Genomic DNA, 20,541 nt, shown 5'->3' with positions numbered 1-20,541 from the left:
TAAATCAAGACAAACGTTGAGAATACTACTCCCAGCCTTCCAAAGTAACTTCATTACCTTTGTATCCAATTGATTTGAGAGCTTCATTGAATCGCTCTAAACCAATTTTTTTAATGTCATCTACCATTTCCGAAAGCATCATGTAACCGAGTTTAGAACCTTCCTCATCTAACTTTTGAGCCTCCATGTAAGAACGTGCTAACTTTCTAGCTTCAGTCATTTTTTCAGCATCTTTAGCTGATACACCATTCTTCGCTACACCTTGAGCAATAAGGTATTCAGATGTTTTTTGACTATGCCATAAATAATACGGCTTACCTTCTTTAGGCGTAATTTTCTCAAAGAAAACGCCATCTTTTGCTAATTGACTAGGTTCACCATCTTTTTCCCGTAATCCATGCTGTTTAAGCAGATTACCGAATTTTATGGCTGATACTCCAAATTCTTGACCTAGTTCAGTTAATGTTTTCCAAGTTTTTCGGAAGTTATTTTTCTTTCCCACGGTCTAATCTTTCTGGGTAATAGTGCCGAGTTCAATACTCATCATTATTCTTGCAACTGCGCTAACCCCTACACCATCAACTATTTTCTTGCGTAAATTCCTGGAGCATAAGCTTCAATTACTCTACCTGTCTTAGTGCAAGATATCATCAAGTAGTCACAACTATGGCATTGTGTTCTAGTTAATTGGCTATCAGAAATATAGTGACGTTCAGCCCCACTACCACAGTTTGGACAGTAAATTTTTTGTACTATCTGCATTGTTGACCCCGGTTGTAATGATGGTAAATGCTAAAAAAATTTTATTAACACAGAAAACTGTAAACAGCTAAAAGTCTAGCTGTCTATCTTAAACAAGGTTGTAAATTTGAAAATTGGGCAGAATTATTGGTTATTATCTTAACGTTCCGGTGATTTGACCATCCTACTTGAGATATAAGAATTAATATTTTATACAACTTTTCTTAGATTTTGACTGATCCCAATGAGTAATACCTTGAGATAAAGCTATTAACAGTCGTTTCTAAAAAAATAAAAAGCTATCTTTGTATTCAAATGTCAAAATCAGTTAATTACTGTAGCTTTAGTAACAAAATTACTTTCTTAATGTTTGGTTAATCTTTCCTTTCATCCAAAACTAGGCTCATATCCCCGACTTCTTTGAGAAGTCGGGGATATTGCTATGCGTAAGTAGCCTTCCCTATGGCGAAAAACCTCGACCTATGAGTAAAAATACTATTAGGACTGGCGATCGCTACAATTTGAAGCATTGAAAATTAAAATTGCTTCTTAAATTAATAAAATCAGATACGGAACTTAAAAAAATTCACAAAGAAAAATGGAATGAGATTTTAGCTAGATTAATGATTGATTAAGTAAATCGCCGGAAATAAATCACACTATATTAAGCAATGTAAAATTCTTGTTATTGAGTTATTAGTAAGGACTTTAGTCGGAAAAGAAGGACTAAAGTCCTTACTACAAACAATAAAGTGGATATCATCACGAGGGATGGAAATAGTCGTAGATTGTTTGTGCTAACTTTGTCCCAATACCTGGAACTTCGGCGATTTGTGTGGGTGTGGCTTGTCGGAGATAGTCAACAGAACGAAAATGTCCTAAAAGCAGCTTTTGGCGATGGTGTCCCAAACCGGGAATTTCATCTAAACGCGATCGCTTTAATTTATCACTCCGTTGTTGACGATGGAAACTCACAGCAAAACGATGTGCTTCGTCTCGCAGTCGTCGCAGCAGTTGTACACCTGGTTGTTCGCTATCAGTGGTTAAAGGTGTTGATTCTCCCGGTAAAAAAATCTCTTCTCGCTTCTTGGCTAAACTCACAACTCGCAAGTCTTCTAGTAAATTCATCTCCTGCAAAACAGTAACCACTGAAGATAGTTGTCCTTTACCACCGTCTATCATCACTAAATCAGGCCAGTCAGGGTTATCTACCCGTGGTAGTTGTGGATCTTCTGCATACTTGCGAAACCGTCGTTGAATCACTTCTGCTAAACTAGCGAAATCATCTGAATGTCCTATGGTGACTGTGGGATTTTTAATTTTGTAGTGGCGATAGTATTGTTTGGCGGGTATCCCATCGATGAAGACAACTTGGGAAGCGACAGCATTTGACCCTTGAATGTGGGAGATATCGTAACCTTCGATGCGGTGGGGTAAGTCGGGTAAATCGAGAATCGCTGCTAAATCTTGCATAGATTGGTGATTTTGATCGCCCAATTTTTGCATCCTTTGCAATTCATACTGGGCATTGCGTTCCACCATCTCAATTAATTCTGCCTTAGTTTGACGCTGGGGAGTTAAAATTGTGACTTTTCTTCCCTTGTGTTGCGTCAAAGCTTCCGCCAACATTTCCCCGTCTGGTAACTCATGCTGTACTAAAATTTCTGCGGGAATTTCTACAGAGTCAGCCGTTTGGTAGTGTTCCTCTAACACCCGTTGTAGAATTGCGCCTGGTTCAGCTTGAGATTCAGCCACAAATGCTAAACGTCCGACCAATTGACCGGCGCGAATCTGAAATAATTGGATACAGGCGTGTTGTGTGTCAGATGATAAAGCAATAGCATCCCGTGAAATAGTATCATCTGGTAAGGAAACCTTCTGCTGTGCATTCAGAGACTTTAACCCAGCTATTTGATCACGGATTCTCCCCGCCAACTCAAAGTTAAGTGACTCGGCGGCTGTTTGCATTTGTTCGTTCAAAATATCGATCAGTTCTTGCGTCCTTCCTTGAAATACCATTGCGACTTTCTGCACAGTTTTACGGTATTCTTCTGGCGAAATCAGCTTTTGACACACACCCGGACAGCGACCAATATCATAATTTAAGCAAGGACGGTCTTTAAACAGTGGTTGGGGTCGTTGTCTTAAGGTAAATATCCGTTTAGATAGGTGGAGTATGCCTCTTAATAGACCTGAATCAGTATAAGGCCCATAATACTTATCTTTTTCTTTCCCCAGTTGACGTTTGCGAGTGATGAAAATGCGGGGATAGTCTTCTGACCAAGTGATACAGACGTAGGGATATTTTTTATCATCTTTCAGCAGCACATTAAAGTATGGTTGATGCTGCTTGATTAAGTTCGCTTCCAACGCCAAGGCTTCCGCTTCAGTATCAGTGACGATAAATTCAATCTCCGTCACCTGCTTCACCATTGTGGCGATACGTTCAGTTTTGTTGTAACCCTCGCGGAAATAAGAACGGACGCGCGATCGCAATTTCCGCGATTTACCTATATATATAATGCGATCGCTACCATCTCGCATGAAATAAACCCCCGGTTCTGGGGGAATTTCCGCCAGACGTGCTTCTAAGCGTTCCGGGTTTTTAACCAGTGATAGTATTTGAGCAGATGTTGTCACAATCCCAACTTAGGTAATTTTACAAATTTACCATGAGCCACCGAATGGCTTTGCCGACTTGAAGCGGCTGGCGAACCCGTCAAGAATCATCGCTTGGCTAAATCGATTAGTGATAGCGCAGCGTTAGCGAGTCTTCGAGCGTCTGCGTCGTGGTCGCTGTTTCGTGAATGGGTTGAGTGTTTTGGTAAAGTTTTTGGTGTGGTGACAGTTGCAGTCCTTCCCCATTATACTTCGCAGAATTGTTCTAACTGTGGTGAGAGTGTCAATGATGATGAAATACTCGCTTCTCAGGGAATACTAAATTTAGTTCATCAGCTATCCTGACTTTTCACGGGATCTGGAAAACCCCTTTCCAAAGGCGCAGAGCGGCTACTCTACGAGAACGCTAAGAGCGAACTCGCGCTTAGTACCTCTCCCCTACAACTGTAGACACGTTGAATGCAACGTCTCTACATATTCTCCCTTCCCTACTAGGGAAGGGTGTTGGGGGGTTAGGTTTCGCGTTAGCTTTTCCACATAACATGAAAAGTCAGATCAGCTATCCACATCTCTGAGGACTATAAGTTATGTCAGAACTCAATATTAGTGAATCCGTAGCTCATGCTTTAGCTAGATACCGTAATCATTTGGAATTTAATGGATACCATGTTGAAGAAGATGACGAATTAATTTTTTGTCGTCACCCTAGAAAGCATAATTTAATGATTAGATACATTGATGGCAGAGGAGTATTAATCAGAACAATTTATTCCTGTGAACTAAATGTTAAAAGAATACATCTTTTAGAATATGTAAATGAATTAAATTCTGAATTTTTATTTATGAAAGCCTATATTTATGGAGATGAAAATGATTTATTTTTAGAAACTTTTGCCGAGGGAGAATATGATAGAACCAATTTTTCTATCATGTTAGATAATATTGAATATGATATGGACATACTTATTAATCATAAGCTCACCAAAGATTTTCTGCAATAAAGTTGCCGTTATATTTAAGACAGAATGGTGGATGTTTTCCACCATTCTTATTTTGTGTGAAGCTTATATCTTGTAAGAATATGAATGAAATATATATATCCTATGCCTGGAAAGACGATAGAAGTGAATCAGGTAAGCGGCGGGAAGAGTTGGTAGATAGGATTTGTGAAACACTCCTAGCCCAAAATTATAAATTAATCCGCGATCGCAATTATTTATCTTTGGGTAAAAGCATACAGAATTTTATGCTCGAAATTGGGAGTGGTAACTATGTAATTGTAGTTATCAGTGACAAATACTTGAAATCAGAATACTGTATGTTTGAAGCTGTAGAAATCATGAAATCTAAAAATTATGAACAAAAAATATTTCCAGTAGTCTTAGAAGATGCCAACATTTACAGTAAAGATGGACAATTTAAATATATAAATTACTGGAAGCAACAAAAACACAAAATAGATGAGATAATCAACGCTGACTTGCAACTTAATGCAGATTCAGCCATGAACAGTGTCGCGGATAAAATTAGAGAAATCTCTCAAAAAATTGATGATTTTATCCTATTTATTGCTGATAAACTCAGCATTGATCCATCGAAAAATTTTGATGTATTTATCGAACAACTTACCTCAGCTATTAAAAACGATGCGGCAAAAATGAGAAATAAAAAGAGCATCTTAGTAGCGGGTACAGGTAACTATCAACTACCTGTAGAAGTGTATCTAACAGCCAAAAAACTTGGTGAGAAAATAGCAGAATATGATTACAATTTGATTACAGGTGGTTGGCAAGGAGTAGATTATCTAGTATCTGAAAGCTTCGCCAATAAACTAGCATCAAAAAATATTCCTCTTTCCCATAAGTTAACACAAATAGTTCTGCATGGAACGCAGCCTATGTTTAGAGGTGGAACTGTACAATATACAGAATCAGGTATTAATGAATGGCTCAAAAGTTTGCAACAATCCGATTTAGTCATCCTTCTAGGAGGACTTGGCGGTACTTATGAAACTTATCTATACGCCAAACAGGAAAAAATTCCCGTAATTCCGATTGTGTGTACAAGTGGTGATGCTAAAAAGGTGTTTGATGAAATGTTGCAAGATTGGGATAATCAATTAATTGGCAACATATCAATAGAAAAATTTAAGTCACTCAATCAGTACATCAATGATGAATCCACCGCAGAAGATGTAGTCAATGATGTCATGGATATAGCAAATGAAATTATTTTTGCTAAAACTATGCTCAAATAATTAAATGGAGATTTTCAGCAAGTTTGTAGTAAGGACTTAAGTCCTTACTACAAACCACTTGACAGCAACCAGACCCTTCAGTTTTGTGATGCTGTTTGGTGCTATGTATTCTCTATTACGCGCTTTTGTAGTACAAGGTACATTTTTGAGTTCGTAGCTATTAGAAACTAGCTACTTTTTTTATATAACCAAGCTAAACTTTAAAACTTATTTTCTACTTTCGTGATTTATACTATTAAAAAAATATTAAGAAAGACAAAACTTCTGGAATAAAGCTTGAGATTCTAGATAAACTAAAGTATATCAATCTTAAATTTAACCTACCAAGATTGATCAGCACTACTTAGCCACCCAGTATCTGCCACTTAATAACAATTACAGGCTAAACCTTTCCTAACTTATAGAATTGCAGGGTAACTACATACTAAGTTGGGTTGAGGTTTTGCAAAACTCAACATTTGCAAGTATTTAATAAAAATCAGACCACTGAAATCAAGAGCAATCAAGATTACCAGAGGAGGGTAACATGGAAATCTTTGATTATGTAATTTTAGGTGCTGGATTAGGTGGATTAGCAACAGCCGCTTGCTTAACACGTCAAGGATATAACGTAGCCGTTTTAGAAAAACACTATTTACCTGGGGGTTGCTGCCACACTTTTGATTATGGCGAATATAGTTTTTGTGCTGATGTCCATTATATTTCTCAATGTGGTCATGGTCAGGCGATCGCACAATTTCTCAACTACATTAATCGAGATGTACCCTTTAACAGTCTAAATCCAGACTGCATAGATCGCGTCATCACACCAGAGGCAGATTTTAGAATTCCCCTAGGGTGGGAAAGTCTGCGTTACCGATTGCTTTCTACCTTCCCGGAAGAAGCTAATGCTATCAACCGCTACTGTGATGAAATTCAGCAACTCCACCAAGAAATTCGCAGCTTAGGGCAAGAAGTGCATTGGTATGATCAAAAATGGTCTGACTGGTTAAAGTTGCCTAAATATTTTAATCTCTTTCGCAAGCGCAGTTGGACTCTACAAGATTTATATAACCATGTCGGCTTATCACCTAAATTACAAGCAATCCTAGCGGGACAAAGTGGAGACTACGCACTACCACCCCAAGAAATTGCCCTTCTTACCCATACTTCCCTAGTTTGGGACTATTCCCAAGGTGCTTATTATCCCAAACATCACTTTAAGCACTTTGTAGACACCATTGTTGATACCATTACCGCAGGTGGTGGTGTAATTGCCTATGCTACCACCGTTAACCATATCCAAGTTAGTAACGGTAGTGTCCATAGTATATTGGCTGATGGCAAAATCTATAGTGCTACCAAGGCTTATATTAGCGACCTTGACCCTAAATTAACAGTAGAGTTGATGCACGACAATGAAGCCATCAGCCATAAAGAACGTCGGCGGTTGACTGACTATGAATATTCAGCTAGTGCTTTTAATATCTACCTGGGTTTAGATAGCCGCTTTGAACCAGAACGTTATGGCATTGGTAATTGGAATACTTGGTACTATCCTACAGGCAACTTAAATAGAGAATATCAGCAACAATTACAAGGTGACTTTAGCCAACCGTGGATTTTCCTTTCTTGTCCCACCATAAAATCTAATGAACCGGGAATTGCTCCAGAAGGACATCATATTCTAGAAATTGCCACGGTTTGCCCTTATGCACCTTTTGAACATCTGCACAAAACCGACTCACAAGCTTACAAAGCCAAAAAGCGAGAAATTTACCAACAAATTATGCACAGTGTCAGGGATTTAATTCCTGATATAGACAATTACACGCGCATGAAGGTTTACGGTACACCTACCACCAGCGAATATTATCTAGGACAACCCGAAGGTAATATTTACGGTGCGAAATTAGTACCCAAACAAGTAGGATTAAATCGCATCGGATACACAACAGAATTACCTAACCTGTTTTTAGTGGGTGCAAGTGCTGGTTATCCCAGTGTAGCGGGTGTGATTGGCAATGGGATGGATGTTGTAGAATTGCTAACTGGGGAATCAGTACGGCGGAAAGTTACTACACGTCAGCCTTTGGTAGCAGCTGGTTAACAATTCGTAATTCGTAATTCGTAATGGGCTAACGCCCCGCTCCGCTCTAAGCGCAGCTATGCCGCAGGCTTTACGTAATTACGTGTTGTAACGGGGATTTAAACCCCTACATTTTGTTAACAGATTCAAAATTCAACAATAAAAAAAGAACCAGAGAATATTTTCTCTGGTTCATAGATACAGACACAACAATCAATAACTACATTATTTAGTTCAGCATGGAGTAAGTAGAGATACCACCTGAAGTCAGCAAAAAATCTTGGCTTTTTTACTGTTTATTTATTACCTTTTTGTCCTAAAATCTACCTAGATAATGTAGTCCTAAAATAAGACCTACTCCTAAGATATGACCAAAGGCTGTAGTCGCTAATAAAGCGGGTAAACCAAAGCCACCGAAGAGATTAGAAGAAGGTAAAGCTGGCTCTGAACTGGGATACTTGATGCTGAATTTGCCAAAGGTGATGGCAAAGATATTGGCAACAATCATCAAAATCCCGACGGTGGGACTCCATTCTAGGGGTGCGGTTGCAGCAGCGAGTAAGGTTGAAGTTAACACCTGAATTTATGCTCCTGAGATTTATCGAATGATTGAAAATATCATCTGAAAAATCCCGCAATAAATTCAAGAGAAATTGCTATTTTGCATTAATATTTAACATTCATTTTCAATACTTCATAAATCTGGGGATCAATTTGGTAGTTAGATTGAGATGATGCCGGAAAAACCTATTTCTATACATATAAAAGATATTTATTTTGTGCTTACTATTACATCTTAATGAATATTATTGTAATGTGTGAATTTGGGAGGCGACTACGCTATCTCTACCTTCTCTACGGGATGCTGCGCCAACGCAATCATTAGACCTGTCTTGAAAATAGGGAGTGGGGAGTAGGGAAAATAAATTTTCATTTCTCCTTGTGAGTGCAATTTATGGAGTCTCTTGTATAAATGCTGAAGCTGTCATGTTTCGCTTCGCTCAACATCTCAAAGATTATACATTTCATTCAGAATGACACATCTCATTTTCAGACTTGGTGTTGCACCTACTGAATTCAAAGGCTTCTATCCTTAATATCTAATCAATTATTATTTCTGTGTTTAAAATCATCAAATTACTTAAAAAAATATTCAAGTTCATCTAAAATATAAGATAAAGCTTGCAATTAATAATCACAAGTCAACTATAAATACGAGTTAATAAAAAACATTTTCGCAGCATAAAAAAGTTCAAATTAAGCAGAGTGATATTCTGCTTTATGTAAAATGAATTACGCTTTTTACTATTCCTTTGCACCTTATCAATATCTGCCATTTTGTTTAAATCTAAAGCCCAGACTCATGTTTCAGGGAAATGATCAAACCAATAATATGTCCAGAAAAAATAATTTAAAATCGAATGAATAAATTAGTAAAACCATGTTAAGATGACAACAGGAATCAAAAAAAGCAAGAACGCAAAACGACTTCGCAAGTAATATTGCGACTTAATCAAGTCCTTTTGCTCTGGTAAATCCACTTCAATATCGTTACACCTTTTGGTAACGGTATAAATCAGCCAGATAAACAGGATTGTCGCATTAGTACAAACTTGAAGTCAGTGATAACTTGCTTAGGTAATAACTAGTGAGAGTTGGCTAGACAAGCTAGTATTACCTGCCAGAAATAATTACTCTAGGAGACTGGGAAGAAAGACTCTTAGTATACCCTGGCAATCTAAAAAAAAATCAAAACGGTTACTGAATATCTTGCAACAGGAATTAACTATTCCTATTAGCAAACTATGTTCTAGTAGTTGCTCACTTTGGGCGTAAAAACTTGAAGCAGAGTAGATATAGTTCCGCAAGATTTAGGAATTTAAGCATATTGTCAACAGTCACCAATACATTGCCCAAATCCTAGTGTTTGAGGTTGCTAATGTAAGGTATTGACATATACAAAATCAGGAAGGTTGTCAGCACCATTCAGAGTGGATGCAATGTTGGTTAGTTGGGTTCAGGGAAAAAAACCTGGATAAATATTCCTGCTGTAACCACTCTTAAGGCTTGAGCAACCGATGGTGATTTATGACAATCACCTGCAATGTCTATGTCAAGATTTTCTGGACTTAGTAGTGAGTACAGTAATACTTGCAATATTTCTGAGAGAGAAACCCTCATCTGTGCAACCTCTTACCAATATTTACTCTAGAACTTTGCATTCACAGTTATTGTAGGAAAACACAAACCATGAGTATCGACAAAAAAATCAGACAGATAGCTTTCTACGGTAAGGGCGGTATTGGTAAGTCTACTACTTCTCAAAACACCTTGGCAGCAATGGCAGAAATGGGTCAACGCATCCTAATTGTAGGTTGTGACCCTAAAGCTGACTCCACCCGTTTGATGCTGCACTCTAAAGCTCAAACCACAGTTCTGCACTTGGCTGCTGAACGTGGCGCAGTTGAAGACCTAGAACTCGAAGAAGTAATGTTAACCGGCTTCCGTGGTGTGAAGTGCGTGGAGTCTGGTGGACCAGAACCCGGTGTAGGTTGTGCTGGTCGTGGTATTATTACCGCCATCAACTTCTTAGAAGAAAATGGTGCTTACCAAGACGTTGACTTTGTATCTTATGACGTACTAGGTGACGTTGTATGTGGTGGTTTCGCGATGCCTATCCGCGAAAACAAAGCACAAGAAATCTACATCGTGACATCAGGTGAAATGATGGCGATGTACGCTGCAAACAACATCGCTCGTGGTATTTTGAAATATGCCCACACAGGTGGTGTACGTTTAGGTGGTTTGATTTGTAACAGCCGGAACGTTGACAGAGAAATCGAATTGATCGAAACTCTGGCGAAACGGTTGAACACCCAAATGATTCACTATGTACCTCGTGACAACATTGTTCAACACGCTGAATTGCGCCGGATGACCGTTAACGAGTACGCACCCGACAGTAAGCAAGGTAACGAATACCGGACATTGGCTACCAAAATCATCAACAACGACAATCTCAAAATTCCTACCCCAATTGAAATGGAAGAACTAGAAGAGTTGTTGATTGAGTTCGGTATTCTAGAAAGCGAAGAAAATGCTGCAAAAATGCTTGCTGCAACTTCTGAACCCACTGCTAAGTAAGTAATGTGATTCAGTTTTAATAGACTCCATAACCCCGATTTTCTCAAAGTTCGGGGTTATTTCTGTTCACCATCTTTTTTGGCGTAGCTGGACAATTCTGCGATCGCCTAGATTGAAGATAATCTACACTCAAATAAAGGCCGATTATTCACAACTGCTGCTATGTCTTCAACTTTAGACTCTTTACCGCCTGCTCTAGCTAAAATTGTCCAGCGTTTTCAACGAGCGACCGACCCAAAACGACGCTATGAACAACTCATCTGGTATGCTCAAAAGATGCCAGAGTTCCCAGAAACTGCTAAAGTTCCCGAAAATAAAGTCCCTGGTTGTGTTTCGCAAGTATATGTGACTGCAACTTTGCATGATGGTAAGGTGACATATCAGGGTGATTCTGATTCACAATTGACGAAAGGATTACTCGCCCTATTAATTGAAGGCTTAAACGAACTAGCACCTACGGCGATTGTGGAACTCACACCAGATTTTATCCAAGCCACTGGTTTAAATGTCAGCCTCACCCCTTCCCGCGCTAATGGGTTTTATAACATTTTTAAAACTATGCAGAAAAAAGCGTTGGAATGTAAGTTAGACCTGCCAAACTAAAAGTATTGTGACAACTACCCAATATTTAGTGCGATGTCTACCAGTTTATTATCAACCTATGACCCTACTGGATTTGGTGGAGTAGTTCAAGAATATCTCTGGCAATGGGAAAATAAACCATTGCGCGTTGTTTATGAAACTCTGGGCAATGGTTCACCTCTATTACTATTGCCAGCTTTTAGCAGCGTATCCACCCGTCAAGAAATTGCTGGATTGGCTAGACTACTAGCTCCTCATTTTCAAGTAGTATCTCTAGACTGGCCGGGATTTGGGCAATCTTCACGCCCTAGTATAGATTACCGACCAGAGATTTATCAGCAATTTCTGGGGGATTTCGTTCAGGCTGTTTTTACTACCCCCATAACTGTCATAGCGGCTGGTCATGCTGCTGGTTATGTGTTGCGACTAGCAAAACAACAGCCAGATACTTTTTCAAAGATTGTCTTGATTGCACCTACTTGGCGTGGCCCTTTACCGACAATGGGGGCAAATCGACTCTTAGCTGGCGTAGTTAGGGGATTAGTGCGATCGCCTATTCTCGGTCAAATTCTCTACAAACTCAATACCACGCCCTCATTCTTAAGGTTTATGTATCGTCGCCATGTGTTTGTCGATACAGCGAAACTCACACCCAGTTTCATGGAAAAGAAATGGGAATCAACCCAAAAACCTGGTGCTAGGTTTGCTTCTGCGGCTTTTGTAACTGGCAATATTGACGCAGTACACAATCAATCCGACTTTTTAGCACTTGTACAGTCCTTATCTGTCCCCCTCATGGTAGTTATTGCAGAATCCAGTCCCCCCAAATCACGCGCCGAGATGGAAGCTGTAGCCGCACTCCCAGGTTTGAGAAGTGTTGTACTTCCCGGTTCTTTGGGAATGCACGAGGAATACCCAGCAGAGATTTTTGCAGCCATTGAGGATTTTTTACATCATTAAAGGTTTGTAGTAAGGGCTTTAGCCCTTTTTTAAGCACTAACCCGGATTTCTCACCAATTATTGCAACCTCAGTCCAGAGTCCGTAGGGGCGGGTTGAGCGAAATATTCGTGAACTATTCGAGCATATCTGTGAACCCGCCCCTACTGTTTGTGAGAAATGCGGGTTACTAATTCAAACTTTTTACAGTGCGTTTTTTCAGATGAGAAATAGACAAAGCTAATAAACCAGCGAATCCTAAAGCAATAGTAGTAGAAGGTTCTGGTACTTTCTCAACTCGAAAATCAAAGCTAAATGTACCAGACTCTAAATAGTTATTACTACTTAAATCCACCAGCTTAAATGTTGCAGAATAAGTACCGGGTGTTGCTGTTTTCTGAGTCCAAAAAGTAGGGGTAAAGGAAAAATCATCACCACTACCGAGGGTATAAATATCACCAGGTGTATTGAGTATATTTACACCCGCCTCATTCGCAATATTCAATCCACGACTAATTTCCAGCAACTGTAGACCAATTGTTGCACCCGCCAGAGACGACTGCCAACGACCACGAGAACTATTAAATAAATACTGGTCGTCTTCTTCTGTAGCACCTGCTAAAGATGTTATGGATTGGATGTTTAGATTGCTATACTCTTCATGAGTATCATAGCTAATCAAGCGACCAGCATAAATCCCTGTACCCGGTAATAATTTTAGTGGGGGAATACCTGTATAAGTCTCAGGGATTCTGTTATTAGCACTGGTTTTATTAATACTTGGGCTATCTACAGAACCTAAGTAACTATAAGTCCCAATACTATGAAAATGATTACTCGCAGGGTTTGCTCCCCGGTGTGCAGTTAAGAAGGTCAAACGGTTGTAGTTCGGGTTATCTAATCCTGCATATGTCCCGCTTGTGAGAACTTGTAACCCATCTAAGCCAATGTAATATTCAGTATCATCATGAGCTTGTGCAGGTGCAATAGCCGTAGATACAACTAATGGCGCAGCAGCAAAAAAGCCAACAGCAAGAGAGGCTTGCTTGTGCCAAAAGCTAGTGTATTTTGAAACCACTAGGGTTCTCCCTGAAAGTATAATTTTTCCTAGTGATAATGATTATCATGCTCTTCATGCGTTTGTCAATGAAGAATTTGTTAAATAAGAAAAGTCCTCAATCCTGGTAAATTGTGAAGATTTATAACTAAGTACAGATGCCAAAAACAGCAAATAGTGCAAATCGCAGCTTGCATTAATGGCAAATTCACACAAAAATATAAAAGGATTTATGATGGGTGATAATGATTATCCATAAGGTGAGATAAGAGGTTTTAAAAGTATGGTTGCTGACGTAATGATAAATTCAGTTCCCGTGACTGTTTTGACTGGCTATTTAGGAGCAGGTAAAACAACTCTACTTAATCACATCCTCACCTACGAACACGGCAAGAAAGTTGCTGTAATCGTCAATGAATTTGGGGAAGTAGGCATTGATAATCAATTAGTAATTGATGCCGATGAAGAAATATTTGAGATGAACAATGGCTGTATTTGTTGTACAGTCAGAGGTGATTTAATTCGCATCATTGGTAATCTGATGAAGCGACGCGATAAGTTTGACCATTTAGTTATAGAAACAACTGGATTAGCCGACCCTGCACCAGTAATTCAGACATTCTTTGTAGATGAAGATATGCAAAGCCAACTGTCTTTAGATGCAGTGGTGACAGTAGTTGATGCCAAGCATATTTGGCAGCATTGGGATGCAGACGAAGCGCAAGAACAGATTGCCTTTGCCGATGTAATTTTACTTAACAAAACAGATTTAGTTACCCCAGCAGAATTAGATGAATTAGAAAAGCGGATTCGGTCGATGAATGCGATGGCGAAAATCCACCGCACCCACAACTCAGAATTAGCAATGGATGCTTTATTAGGGGTGAACGCTTTTGATTTAGATCGCGCTTTAGAAATAGATCCCAATTTTTTGGGCGAAGATACCCACGAACATGATGATAGTGTCTTTTCTGTAGCCTTGGTAGAGTCAGGGGAACTGGATGGGCAGAAATTAAATGCTTGGCTGTCGGAATTATTGCGTACCCAAGGCCCAGATATCTTTCGGATGAAAGGCATCTTAAATATTGCCGGCGAAGATAATAGATTTGTCTTCCAAGGTGTGCATATGATATTGGATGGCAGACCTGATCGACCCTGGAAAGCTAGCGAGAAACGTAAAAACGAACTAGTTTTCATCGGTCGCAATCTCGATGAAGCCCAATTAAAACAAGATTTTCTTGCTTGTATGGCAGCTGAGTAGTGAGTGCTGAGTGCTGAGTGGGCTACTCTACCCAGTCCCCAGTCCCTCAGTCCCCAGTCCCCAATCCCCAATCCCCAATCCCCAGTCCCTAGATCACTATGAACCTCACAACTAGCAAATCAAAAGAATTTGAAGAACACTATTCCGGGACATTAGCAGAGTATGTAACTGCGATCGCCTGGTCGCCATTAGGTGATACTCTAGCTGCAACCTCGGCGGCTGGGGAAGTGGTACTGTGGCAAGATGGCGAATTAACAACTTTGCAAAGTGGTGAAGGTCAATCAGTTGATTGTGTGGCTTTCTCCAGGGATGGTCAATTTTTAGCCGTTGGGGGACAGGATGGACGGGTGAAAATTTGGCGGGGACAGGAATTAATTACCACCTTAGAAAATGCCCCTGCTTGGGTGGATAAGCTAGCTTGGAATCATGTTAATAACCAGTTGGCTTTTAGTTTAGGGCGTTATGTCCAAGTTTGGGATGCTGATAATCGTGAGGTGGTTGTCACCCTGAATTTTGCTGACTCCTCCGTCTTGAGTATTGATTGGCGGATTGATGGGGAATATCTAGCCGTTGGTGGAAACCAAGGAATCAAAATTTGGCACTCTCAAAACTGGGAGGAAGAACCATATCTTCTCAGTATGCCTACTGTTAGCGTCGCTATGGGTTGGTCAACTGATGGCAAATTTCTCGCCTCCGGTAACATGGATCGCAGCGTCACTGTTTTGGAATGGAATAATCCCGATCCTTGGGTGATGCGGGGCTTCCCAGGTAAGATTCGTCAATTGGCTTGGTCAGAAATTACTACCAAAGTAGGTGCGCCATTGTTAGCTACTTCCAGTGTAGAAGGGATTGTGGTCTGGGAAAAGCTAGAGGATGAGAACTTGGGTTGGGAAGCGAGAGTTTTGACTAATCATGTGGGTGTGATTAATGCGATCGCTTTTGCACCTCAAAGTTCTCTGTTGGCTTCGGCGGCTACAGATGGCTGGTTGTGCTTGTGGAACAAAGCCCAGGAAGTATCCCAAATCCTCACAGGCGTTGCTGATGGCTTTTCTACCTTAGCTTGGCATCCCCAAGGTAAATTATTAGCCGCAGGTGGTGACAAAGGAGAAATCTTCATTTGGTCAAAAGTGTTACGCGGTAAAGGCTTTGGGCGCAGTTAAGTCCTACACAGTTACTAATGTTGAAGCTCATCAATAAAATTGGCTATGCTGTATCAACAGCAGTCTTTAATATTTGAAGTATGAACCTAGTCAAACTGTTTTTGCTTGCCTTTCCTGTGATTCTGTCATCTATACTAGTGGCAGTCAACCCAGCCAATGCTAGTGTCAAATCCATATCTACCACCCCAATACTGACAGTAGAACATATTCAACCATTTTCCGAAATAGCAGTCCCACATTTGACTCAAACATCTAATCCTATCACCGAACAATTAGGTTGTAATTGTGCTAATTGCGTTCAGTCTAAATTTCAACTTTTACAAGGTAAATTGCCATCTATAGATTTTTAATCCCGTTAGAAATTATAAATATCCTCTTAGGCACAGCATTTCTGTGCCTTTACTGTGTATGTTTATTTAATTTAGGACTTACGCAACTGGCATATTTTTTCTGTAGGGTGCGTGACGCAGCGAGAATATTTGAACGTAGTCATGAGACTTATAGCGTCACGCACCAACCACCAATTGTGACTCTTGCGTAAGTCCTGTAATTTTTTGATCAAAAAATTATGTATCTAGTAATTCAACTCCACCAAAGCTATCCTTTCTCTCCCCTCCCCGTTGACGGGGAGGGGATTAAGGGGTGGGGTTCTTGAGTTATAGCAAAATGCAGAAAAATTAAACCTAGTAGTCAATAAATAATTGCTACTCATAAAAATTAGCTGTTTTACACATTCAGCATGGTTGAAATATGTCAAAAAAACTACCAAATAATATTTGCTTACGACTTGGATTTTTCTTTTTAACAATTGGATTTTTCGGATGTGGAAATCAATCTGTAAATACATCCTTCACTCAAACTTCTACCACAGTCAATGAAAATCTTCCTAAAGTTGTAGCTACTACTAGTGTACTCTGCGACTTAGCTAAACAAGTTGCAGAAAATACAATTAATCTTAATTGTATCATTCCTCCTAATACAAATGCCCAAGATTATCAACCAAAACCAGAAGACCTGACAGCGATTGAAGAAGCGAAATTAATTTTTTATAATGGTTACAATCTAGAGCCAGCATTAATTAAAATAATTACAGCAACAAACACTCCAACGACTAAAATAGCTGTTAGTCAAGTTGCACTTCCTAAAGCACGACAATTTCAGGTAAATGGTCGCTCAGTAACTAATCCTTATATTTGGAATCATCCCCAGAATGCAATAAAAATGGTGGAAGTTATTAATAACAACTTAAAGAAATTATCCCCCAGCGATGCAGATATTTATCAAGAAAATACCAAACGAATTATAACTGAACTCGCACAGATAGATAGTTGGATAAAATCAAGAATTGCGAGTATTCCTAAAGATAGACTGAAAGTAGTAACAACCAATAATGCCATCGATTATTACACCAAGGCTTATGGTATTCCTTCAGCCAGTTTTGGCACTGAAGAACAAGCTACAAATCAACGTATCAAAAATTTGGTGCAATACGTTCAAAAGTCGAAAGTACCAACAATTTTTCTAGAGACGACAGTGAATCCTGAGTTAATGGAGTCTGTAGCAGCAGAAGCAAATGTTAAATTATCAGAAAGACAACTATATACTAAAGGGTTGGGAGAACCGGGAAGTGATGCAGATACCTATCAAAAGATGATGTTTGCCAATACACGCACTATTGTAGAAGGTTTAGGCGGAACATACTTAATTTTTCCACCCAGAATTCAACAGTCACAACAGTAGATTGTTACCAAATTTTATAACCCCAGTTTTTCCAAAACTGGGTTTCTTGACTTTATATAAGAAGAAAAAAAGTTAAGCAGTTTTAGGATGAGGAAGAACCACACTCGGCTTGATAATCGCTGGGACAATTTTTTCACTAGCCATTCTCGCGCCTGATAAATTTCGTGCTGTCGGCCCTACCTGTAAAGCTGCTAACCCTCCCATCAGGAATAATTCACAACCAGGCCAACGTAGACAAGTATCTAAAATAGGTAAGCCGTTGACTACAGGAATCGGGTACGTATTTAAAACTTCTTGTAATAATGGTTCAGCCTGAACATCAAATTTACTGCCAGTAGAAAGCCAAATACGATCGCACTCATATTCACTATTATCATTGCATTTTACTCGCCAATGATTAGACATCTCCAAAATAGTATTATTCTGTGATAAAAGAACATTAAAGCGTTATTTTGACACAGAAGCATGAGCAATATACTGAATTACATTGAAGAGAATCCTAAACAAACCCAAAGGTTAATAGGTCTGGAATATGAACAGTTACAACAATTAATCATAAATGGGGAAAGATTATATCATGAAAAAAAAGCTTTACTGGAATCTAAGAAAGTGAGAATTATTGCTGGTGGAGGAGGTCGGAAACCAAAATTATCTATTTCTGAACAAATCATTTTAACTTTAGTGTATCTCCGACATCTGACAACCTTTCAACTTCTAGGTATTCAGTTTGAAGTAAGTGAGTCTACAGCCAACGATACGTTTAACTATTGGTTGCCTAACTTGCGAGAATTACTGCCATCAAGTTTGCTTGAACAAGTAAAAAAAAACGCTTCTGACTATGAAGTAGTAAAAGAAATGCTCACAGAATATGAATTAATAGTAGATAGCTATGAACAAGTCAGAGAAAGACCTAGAGACAATGATGAACAAAAGAAATATTTTTCAGGTAAGAAGAGTAATCATACATTTAAAACTCAAATGATTATTTTACCTGATGCTAGTGATATCGTTGATGTTGTGGCAGGTGAACCTGGTCCAAAAAGCGATATAACTTTGTTCCGAGAATATCGTTCAGAGTTTGATGCCAAACAAAGATTTAAAGGAGATAAGGCATATCTTGGAGAAGATTTAATTACAACTCCAATTAAGAAACCAAGAAATCAAGAACTAACAACTGAACAGAAAGAACAGAACAAAATATTTTCATCTAAACGAATCTTTGTTGAACATCGAATACGGTCAGTCAAAATCTTTCGAGTTGTCCAAGAGAGATTTAGGTTAAATACCCGCAAATATAAGCAAGTAATTTTGACGATTTGTGGGCTAGTAAGGTTACGGATTCGAGGGCTAATATTACCATTAGAAATATCAGCTATATCATCAGGTTAAAATTATCGCATATAACTAGATATTTTTGCCTAATTATCAACAGCAAATATCTCAAAGTCTTATTTCATCGTACAGAATAGCTAATTTAAGATGATTGCATTTAGTGGCTACAGCCTAGCCAAACAAAGGCTTTGACTGTTTTCGGAGATGTCTATTATCTAACCATTGAGCAGCAACAATTTGGCAATGTTCATCTATTCTCCCATGACCAGCACGCACCGATCGCCGTAATTGCATAGCCATTGCTGGTGTTACAGAACCGCCATTCCGCGCTTGCTGAATCATTTGCGATCGCTGCTGATAATCTGACTCAGCGAAAAATGCCTTTAAGTATTTTGGCCCTAACCAACCAGGTTCAGCGTCAAATAATTTGGCTTGCAACTGTCGTCGAATCATCAATTGGACTTTTGCACCGCGAGTCATCGCACCAACGGCTAAATGTCCACTGGTTAAACCACCACCGACAATTAAGACTCTTTCACCCGCTAAATGTAATTGTCGTAAATCTACTTGTTGGGAGTGACACAATTTATCTTGAGGATATTCTGATGTTATGTGATTTACCCAGTCAGGAATCTGAAGTTGACTATTGTTGGTAGCTAATATAACCCGCTTGGCAAGAATTGAGTCGCCATCTTGCAACCACAAACGAAAACCCTGATGTAAGGGTTCAAGACGTGTTACTTTGGCAGGTACAACTAAATCTTGTACATCCCAACGATGAATCACATCATTACATAAGTCTTCAAACAGCCGAGTCCCTGGTAAGTCGTAGGGGGGAAATAACTCTTGGGAACGGGATTCGGCAAATTTTCGTAAAGCGAAGGGGTTGGGGTCGGGATGATGTACCGCAGGCGATCGCAAATGTGGTATATCTAAAGCTGCAAACTGCTGCTGCCATCGACTCAGCCATCTGCCACTAGGGTCAAATACCAAAAACCTACCCTTCATTTTTGGCCGTTTTTGTAGCAAATGGGTAATAAATGTTAACGAATGAGGGCCAGCACCAATAATTGCCAAGTCAATTTTGCTGGGTAACTGTGGTGGAGTAGTTTCCATTGCCGAGTTTGTGGGATATAACGAGAATCGTTATCATTGTATCTTCACATCTACTCAACTGCCATTTGTGACGATCGCATTGATCACAGTTTTGCTATTAATCTTTTTATTCAACTAGATGAACCCAGGAAAAAACAGAACTAACCGTGTTAAATAGGCGTTTATCACCCGTATAAAAATATGCCTGAAATCTTTGAGCTAATGCTAAATAATGAGCATCATAAGTAGCGGAAAGGTTAAATTGTTGCGCGACTTCCCCGGCTTCTTGATGCAGTTGGCGATCGCTGTAAAACTGAATGGGTAAATTTAGAGCAAGGTTGAGAGCATTTTGGGCTTCTGTCTTCAATAGTTGTTTTGCCAGTTGCATTCGATGAAATACATTCGTGACTTCGTAGCATAAGAGATTCGGAGCAATAATCGTGGTTTGAGTTTGCTCCCAGTTATCCCATAACGCCAAATAGGGTGAATTTTCAGAGGGATTATTAATTAATTTAACTACGAAATTAGCATCTACACAAATCAATTTC

At 39.3% G+C, this 20,541-nt stretch carries 18 protein-coding genes and 3 pseudogenes; 12 read left to right on the top strand and 9 right to left on the bottom strand.

Features of this window, described 5'->3' with window-relative positions:
• Nucleotides 1-25: 25 nt before the first annotated feature.
• The 3 genes from L6494_RS24455 to uvrC all read right to left on the bottom strand — a co-directional run bounded on the left by L6494_RS24455 (nucleotide 26) and on the right by uvrC (nucleotide 3,381).
• Nucleotides 26-502 carry a hypothetical protein gene (locus L6494_RS24455; RefSeq protein WP_237990314.1) on the bottom strand — a complete coding sequence of 159 codons (477 nt, stop codon included), beginning with the start codon at nucleotides 500-502 and terminating at the stop codon, nucleotides 26-28.
• A gap of 80 nt (nucleotides 503-582) precedes the next feature.
• Nucleotides 583-762, bottom strand: a complete 180-nt coding sequence (locus tag L6494_RS24450; protein WP_237990313.1) for a replication restart DNA helicase PriA — start codon at nucleotides 760-762, stop codon at nucleotides 583-585.
• A 741-nt stretch (nucleotides 763-1,503) separates the two neighbouring features.
• Nucleotides 1,504-3,381 (bottom strand): excinuclease ABC subunit UvrC, encoded by a 1,878-nt coding sequence (gene uvrC / locus L6494_RS24445; protein ID WP_237990312.1) that lies wholly within the window; start codon nucleotides 3,379-3,381, stop codon nucleotides 1,504-1,506.
• 78 nt (nucleotides 3,382-3,459) lie between these two features.
• On the opposite strand from uvrC, the pseudogene L6494_RS24440 reads away from it, so the two are divergent.
• The 4 genes and pseudogenes from L6494_RS24440 to L6494_RS24425 form a co-directional block, all read left to right on the top strand.
• Nucleotides 3,460-3,645: pseudogene (locus L6494_RS24440) on the top strand (zinc ribbon domain-containing protein); the annotation flags it as partial.
• 302 nt (nucleotides 3,646-3,947) lie between these two features.
• Entirely contained in the window at nucleotides 3,948-4,361 is a 414-nt protein-coding gene (locus L6494_RS24435) for a DNA mismatch repair protein (protein ID WP_237990311.1), read from the top strand.
• A gap of 80 nt (nucleotides 4,362-4,441) precedes the next feature.
• Nucleotides 4,442-5,617, top strand: coding sequence for a TIR domain-containing protein (locus L6494_RS24430; RefSeq protein ID WP_237990310.1), 1,176 nt, complete (start codon nucleotides 4,442-4,444; stop codon nucleotides 5,615-5,617).
• A gap of 526 nt (nucleotides 5,618-6,143) precedes the next feature.
• On the top strand, nucleotides 6,144-7,706 hold the full coding sequence (locus L6494_RS24425; protein ID WP_237990309.1) for a phytoene desaturase family protein: 1,563 nt from the start codon (nucleotides 6,144-6,146) through the stop codon (nucleotides 7,704-7,706).
• 295 nt (nucleotides 7,707-8,001) lie between these two features.
• Here L6494_RS24425 and psaK read toward each other — a convergent pair whose 3' ends face one another.
• Nucleotides 8,002-8,262: a photosystem I reaction center subunit PsaK gene (psaK, locus tag L6494_RS24420; protein WP_237990308.1), complete on the bottom strand. Its 261-nt coding sequence runs from the start codon at nucleotides 8,260-8,262 to the stop codon at nucleotides 8,002-8,004.
• Nucleotides 8,263-9,692: 1,430 nt separating this feature from the next.
• Nucleotides 9,693-9,866, bottom strand: coding sequence for a hypothetical protein (locus L6494_RS24415; protein WP_237990307.1), 174 nt, complete (start codon nucleotides 9,864-9,866; stop codon nucleotides 9,693-9,695).
• Nucleotides 9,867-9,935: 69 nt separating this feature from the next.
• Between L6494_RS24415 and nifH the strand changes: the two genes are divergently transcribed.
• The 3 genes from nifH (at nucleotide 9,936) to L6494_RS24400 (ending at nucleotide 12,371) form a co-directional block, all read left to right on the top strand.
• Nucleotides 9,936-10,829: a nitrogenase iron protein gene (nifH, locus tag L6494_RS24410; protein WP_190700437.1), complete on the top strand. Its 894-nt coding sequence runs from the start codon at nucleotides 9,936-9,938 to the stop codon at nucleotides 10,827-10,829.
• A gap of 162 nt (nucleotides 10,830-10,991) precedes the next feature.
• Entirely contained in the window at nucleotides 10,992-11,432 is a 441-nt protein-coding gene (locus tag L6494_RS24405; RefSeq protein ID WP_237990306.1) for a SufE family protein, read from the top strand.
• Nucleotides 11,433-11,465: 33 nt separating this feature from the next.
• Complete coding sequence (locus L6494_RS24400; protein WP_237990305.1) at nucleotides 11,466-12,371, top strand: alpha/beta fold hydrolase; 906 nt, start codon at nucleotides 11,466-11,468, stop codon at nucleotides 12,369-12,371.
• A 167-nt stretch (nucleotides 12,372-12,538) separates the two neighbouring features.
• On the opposite strand, the gene L6494_RS24395 is transcribed toward L6494_RS24400, so the two are convergent.
• Complete coding sequence (locus L6494_RS24395) at nucleotides 12,539-13,426, bottom strand: all3515 family Zur-repressed PEP-CTERM protein (RefSeq protein ID WP_237990304.1); 888 nt, start codon at nucleotides 13,424-13,426, stop codon at nucleotides 12,539-12,541.
• Between the two features lie 262 nt (nucleotides 13,427-13,688).
• Between L6494_RS24395 and L6494_RS24390 the strand changes: the two genes are divergently transcribed.
• From L6494_RS24390 to L6494_RS24375, 4 genes are all read left to right on the top strand, one after another.
• The gene (locus tag L6494_RS24390; protein ID WP_237990303.1) at nucleotides 13,689-14,666 is read left to right on the top strand and encodes a CobW family GTP-binding protein; all 978 of its coding nucleotides are present in this window, start codon (nucleotides 13,689-13,691) and stop codon (nucleotides 14,664-14,666) included.
• A gap of 98 nt (nucleotides 14,667-14,764) precedes the next feature.
• Complete coding sequence (locus L6494_RS24385; RefSeq protein WP_237990302.1) at nucleotides 14,765-15,826, top strand: WD40 repeat domain-containing protein; 1,062 nt, start codon at nucleotides 14,765-14,767, stop codon at nucleotides 15,824-15,826.
• 80 nt (nucleotides 15,827-15,906) lie between these two features.
• Nucleotides 15,907-16,176 carry a hypothetical protein gene (locus L6494_RS24380; RefSeq protein ID WP_237990301.1) on the top strand — a complete coding sequence of 90 codons (270 nt, stop codon included), beginning with the start codon at nucleotides 15,907-15,909 and terminating at the stop codon, nucleotides 16,174-16,176.
• Between the two features lie 400 nt (nucleotides 16,177-16,576).
• Nucleotides 16,577-17,566 (top strand): metal ABC transporter solute-binding protein, Zn/Mn family, encoded by a 990-nt coding sequence (locus L6494_RS24375; protein ID WP_237990300.1) that lies wholly within the window; start codon nucleotides 16,577-16,579, stop codon nucleotides 17,564-17,566.
• A gap of 72 nt (nucleotides 17,567-17,638) precedes the next feature.
• Here the strand turns inward: L6494_RS24375 and L6494_RS24370 are convergent.
• Nucleotides 17,639-17,965, bottom strand: a pseudogene (locus L6494_RS24370) (FAD-dependent oxidoreductase); the annotation flags it as partial.
• Between the two features lie 66 nt (nucleotides 17,966-18,031).
• Here L6494_RS24370 and L6494_RS24365 point away from each other — a divergent pair.
• Nucleotides 18,032-18,955 carry a transposase gene (locus tag L6494_RS24365; protein ID WP_237988802.1) on the top strand — a complete coding sequence of 308 codons (924 nt, stop codon included), beginning with the start codon at nucleotides 18,032-18,034 and terminating at the stop codon, nucleotides 18,953-18,955.
• Between the two features lie 153 nt (nucleotides 18,956-19,108).
• Here L6494_RS24365 and L6494_RS24360 read toward each other — a convergent pair.
• Nucleotides 19,109-20,014 (bottom strand): annotated as a pseudogene (locus L6494_RS24360) (FAD/NAD(P)-binding protein); the annotation flags it as partial.
• Between the two features lie 106 nt (nucleotides 20,015-20,120).
• Entirely contained in the window at nucleotides 20,121-20,537 is a 417-nt protein-coding gene (locus L6494_RS24355) for a type II toxin-antitoxin system VapC family toxin (RefSeq protein ID WP_237990299.1), read from the bottom strand.
• Nucleotides 20,538-20,541: the final 4 nt, after the last annotated feature.

Origin of the sequence: Nostoc sp. UHCC 0870, assembly GCF_022063185.1 — a bacterium.
GTDB lineage: Bacteria > Cyanobacteriota > Cyanobacteriia > Cyanobacteriales > Nostocaceae > Trichormus.
Note: the sequence above shows the minus strand (reverse complement) of the source record. Positions and strands in the feature narration are given on the sequence as shown.

What these genes read in the sequence shown, in the direction of transcription:
- L6494_RS24425 (WP_237990309.1), top strand. Translation starts at nt 6,144, where the DNA reads ATGGAAATCTTTGATTATGTAATTTTAGGTGCTGGATTAGGTGGATTA.
- L6494_RS24430 (WP_237990310.1), top strand. Translation starts at nt 4,442, where the DNA reads ATGAATGAAATATATATATCCTATGCCTGGAAAGACGATAGAAGTGAA.
- L6494_RS24380 (WP_237990301.1), top strand. Translation starts at nt 15,907, where the DNA reads ATGAACCTAGTCAAACTGTTTTTGCTTGCCTTTCCTGTGATTCTGTCA.
- L6494_RS24400 (WP_237990305.1), top strand. Translation starts at nt 11,466, where the DNA reads ATGTCTACCAGTTTATTATCAACCTATGACCCTACTGGATTTGGTGGA.
- L6494_RS24365 (WP_237988802.1), top strand. Translation starts at nt 18,032, where the DNA reads ATGAGCAATATACTGAATTACATTGAAGAGAATCCTAAACAAACCCAA.
- L6494_RS24415 (WP_237990307.1), bottom strand. Translation starts at nt 9,866, where the DNA reads ATGAGGGTTTCTCTCTCAGAAATATTGCAAGTATTACTGTACTCACTA.
- L6494_RS24435 (WP_237990311.1), top strand. Translation starts at nt 3,948, where the DNA reads ATGTCAGAACTCAATATTAGTGAATCCGTAGCTCATGCTTTAGCTAGA.
- L6494_RS24405 (WP_237990306.1), top strand. Translation starts at nt 10,992, where the DNA reads ATGTCTTCAACTTTAGACTCTTTACCGCCTGCTCTAGCTAAAATTGTC.
- L6494_RS24385 (WP_237990302.1), top strand. Translation starts at nt 14,765, where the DNA reads ATGAACCTCACAACTAGCAAATCAAAAGAATTTGAAGAACACTATTCC.
- nifH (WP_190700437.1), top strand. Translation starts at nt 9,936, where the DNA reads ATGAGTATCGACAAAAAAATCAGACAGATAGCTTTCTACGGTAAGGGC.
- L6494_RS24390 (WP_237990303.1), top strand. Translation starts at nt 13,689, where the DNA reads ATGGTTGCTGACGTAATGATAAATTCAGTTCCCGTGACTGTTTTGACT.
- L6494_RS24375 (WP_237990300.1), top strand. Translation starts at nt 16,577, where the DNA reads ATGTCAAAAAAACTACCAAATAATATTTGCTTACGACTTGGATTTTTC.
- L6494_RS24450 (WP_237990313.1), bottom strand. Translation starts at nt 762, where the DNA reads ATGCAGATAGTACAAAAAATTTACTGTCCAAACTGTGGTAGTGGGGCT.